This is a genomic window from Seohaeicola sp. 4SK31 (assembly GCF_028802875.1).
Classification (GTDB): domain Bacteria; phylum Pseudomonadota; class Alphaproteobacteria; order Rhodobacterales; family Rhodobacteraceae; genus Seohaeicola.
The window spans coordinates 1-2,220 of record NZ_JARAMP010000073.1; the positions used below are offsets into that span (position 1 = coordinate 1).

At 58.2% G+C, this 2,220-nt stretch carries 5 protein-coding genes; all 5 read right to left on the reverse strand.

Annotation, left to right across the window (positions count from 1 at the left end):
* Positions 1-187 (reverse strand): dTDP-4-dehydrorhamnose 3,5-epimerase family protein (locus PVW27_RS21370; RefSeq protein ID WP_274561212.1); only part of this gene is annotated, 187 nt, incomplete at its 3' end.
* A gap of 301 nt (positions 188-488) precedes the next feature.
* On the reverse strand, positions 489-704 hold the full coding sequence (brnA, locus tag PVW27_RS21375; RefSeq protein WP_037931637.1) for a type II toxin-antitoxin system BrnA family antitoxin: 216 nt from the start codon (positions 702-704) through the stop codon (positions 489-491).
* Entirely contained in the window at positions 691-954 is a 264-nt protein-coding gene (locus PVW27_RS21380) for a BrnT family toxin (RefSeq protein WP_274561218.1), read from the reverse strand. The genes brnA and PVW27_RS21380 overlap by 14 nt, the downstream gene beginning before the upstream one ends.
* 164 nt (positions 955-1,118) lie before the next feature.
* Entirely contained in the window at positions 1,119-1,370 is a 252-nt protein-coding gene (locus PVW27_RS21385) for a WGR domain-containing protein (protein ID WP_066009070.1), read from the reverse strand.
* Positions 1,371-1,375: 5 nt separating this feature from the next.
* A complete protein-coding gene (locus tag PVW27_RS21390) occupies positions 1,376-2,005 on the reverse strand; it encodes a tyrosine-type recombinase/integrase (protein ID WP_274561220.1) in 630 nt (209 codons plus the stop codon).
* Positions 2,006-2,220 lie beyond the last annotated feature (215 nt).

Sequence of the window (2,220 nt, forward strand, 5' to 3'; positions counted from 1 at the left end):
AATGCAGACCGCGCACGGTGCCGACGCGGGCGGAGAGGGAATGATTGTCCTGCACGAAATCAAAGGTGATGTCATGCGCGGCCAGAGTCTTGCGATTCCAGCTTTCCGAAAAGAAGCCGCGCGCATCGCCAAAGCGCGCGGGCGACAGGATCAGGACACCGGGCAATTTCGTCTGTTCAACTTTCACGCTTGCAGCCTTATCGGAAGATTCAACACGAATATCGCCTAGCAATCTAATCTTAGGTTGTCACCCTGTTGTTTGATGTACTTTCGAGCGATCTCGAGATCATGGATGGGTTGCAATTCATCTCGTCCGCTGACGCGCGGCGACTGCCTGATCGAGGTGCTTGGTGTTCCAGTAGATGATGATGGAGGCGAGTAGGTTGAGATCGGCCATGCCGCTCGAACGGTTCAGTGTTGATCGGAAGGAAGGGCGAACACCCCGCCTACTATCTTGCAGGCTATAATGGCACAGTCCCGTGCGATCCTCACTCTAGGCGTTCAGCGATCCACATCTTGATCAGTGCCTGACGGGTGATGCCGAGCTTCTGGGCCTGCCGGTCCAGACCGGCAACGACCCAGGTCGGGAAATCCACGTTCACCCGCTTGGCCTCGACATTGAGGCGGCGCGCCTTTGTCCAATCGACATGGGCGGACATGTCTTCGCCCGCCTCAAACCGTTCGTCGAATTCAGTCGCTTTCATAGTGGTCAATCTCCTGCGTGCGAGCGCGGCGCACGGAGATGATCCGCACCCGGTCGCTCCGGTATGTGTAGACAGCCGTCCAGTGCCTGGCCCCAATCATGCCAACCGCCAGAAAGCGTGGCTCATCCGTGACGTTGGCAGGGGCCTCGATCAGATAAGGATCATCCCAGAGGGCCTGGGCCTCATCAAAGTCGATCCCGTGCTTTTCACGGTTCGCGGCGCTTTTGTCGGGGTCATACTCGAACGTCATGAAGGGCAATATATGTTGAAAATGGTATAATTACTATACTTTTCAGCCGACCTACAATGACGAGATTTACTCAGCTAAAAAACAGCAACGCCGCCCGCATGTCCTGAGGACATGCGGGCGGCGTTGCTGGCCAGTCAAGAGGCTTGTGCGAGTCCGTCACGCTATCATCTGAACATCGCCAGCTGCTGAGGCTCCACCCAATAGCCCCGTTGACGCTTGGAGGCTTCCAGGGTGACCAGAGCCGCAACGGCCTGGTTCTCGTCCTCGAACCAATCCATCCGAACCTGACCGCCCTGCCCTATGCGGCCCCATTCGCGGTACAGCGTCCATTCGCCGAACAGGTTCGGCATGACCGCCATCCGGTAGAACCGGGCCATTTTCTGCGCAGGCTGGCGTTTCTCAAGATAGGTCTGCATGGCCGTCACAGGTGATACTTGCGCGCAATTTCGAGGGCTTCGGCCTGTTCGGTACCGATGTATTCTTTGGTGCTTTCAATACTGGCATGGCCGAGCAGCAGTTGGGCCGCGCGTAGGTTGCCGGTTTGCTGGTAAATATGGGTCGGGAAAGTCCGACGCAGCGAATGCAGACCGTAGAGGCTGGGATCGAGGTGGGCCTTTTCCAGCCAGGAGCGGAACAGCCGCCAAAGCTGGCTTTCGCTGAGGTGGGTGTCGGCCCACCGTGCCCCCTGCCCCGTGAACAGCCAGCCGTGCAGCGGCTTTTCTGAAGCTGCGAGATAGGCGCGCAAGCTGTCGCGCGTCCCGGAGGACAGGCGCGCCTGGACCGGACGCGCATTGCGCGTCTCGGTTTTCTTTTGTCGGATTTCGACGATTTCGCGCACCCCTGCCGGGGTGGCCACATCCGAGACCCGCAGGCGTACCAGGTCAGACCCCCGGAAACTGGTATCGAGGGCCACGTTGAACAGCGCCAGATCACGCAGGGCTTTCTCCTGGCGCAGGATCATCCGGATCAGGGAGACCTGGTCGGGCGTCAGCGGAGGTTTTTTGCCTACAACGCGACCCTTGTTCCAGGTGGTCTGGGCGGCAGCTTTCACGGGCAAATCCTTGCGAGGTTATAACGGTATAATACCTGTAAACCTTGCATGACGGAAGTGGGATGTTGTGAGACGCTGCACTTTCTCCATGTTGTGAACTTGATCGCTACTTGGCGGTCTTTTTTGAGCGTTAATTGGCGTTTCCGATGACGAGGGTCTGAGCGGCGGCCTCTACCACATCTTCGGTGATTGCGGCCATTTCGTTGATGCGGGCG

Bases quoted from the DNA above. Each gene is read 5' to 3' on its own strand.
- PVW27_RS21380 (WP_274561218.1), bottom strand. From the start codon at position 954: ATGACGTTCGAGTATGACCCCGACAAAAGCGCCGCGAACCGTGAAAAG.
- PVW27_RS21385 (WP_066009070.1), bottom strand. From the start codon at position 1,370: ATGCAGACCTATCTTGAGAAACGCCAGCCTGCGCAGAAAATGGCCCGG.
- brnA (WP_037931637.1), bottom strand. From the start codon at position 704: ATGAAAGCGACTGAATTCGACGAACGGTTTGAGGCGGGCGAAGACATG.